Origin of the sequence: Paraburkholderia sp. SIMBA_054 (assembly GCF_046534875.1) — a bacterium.
Classification (GTDB): domain Bacteria; phylum Pseudomonadota; class Gammaproteobacteria; order Burkholderiales; family Burkholderiaceae; genus Paraburkholderia; species Paraburkholderia hospita.
Genome location: NZ_JAWRXV010001307.1, coordinates 1 through 250 on the forward strand (window position 1 = coordinate 1; position 250 = coordinate 250).

The 250-nt window shown below is 66.8% G+C and carries 1 pseudogene; it reads right to left on the reverse strand.

The annotated features are described in order from the left end of the window. Window positions 1-250 (reverse strand): annotated as a pseudogene (gene glyA, locus SB822_RS59330) (serine hydroxymethyltransferase); the annotation flags it as partial.

Below are 250 nucleotides of genomic sequence, written 5' to 3' on the forward strand. Positions count from 1 at the left end.
CGCAGGGTCTTGTGGGTGGTCGAGGTGACCACGTGCGCATGCGGCAGCGGGTTCGGGTACACGCCGGCGGCGACCAGGCCGGCGACGTGCGCCATGTCGACGAAGAACAGCGCGCCGACCTTGTCGGCGATGGCGCGGAAGCGCGCCCAGTCGATCTTCTGCGAGTAGGCCGAGAAACCGGCGACGATCATCTTCGGCTTGTGTTCCACCGCCAGGCGCTCGACTTCGTCGTAATCGATCAGGCCCTGGT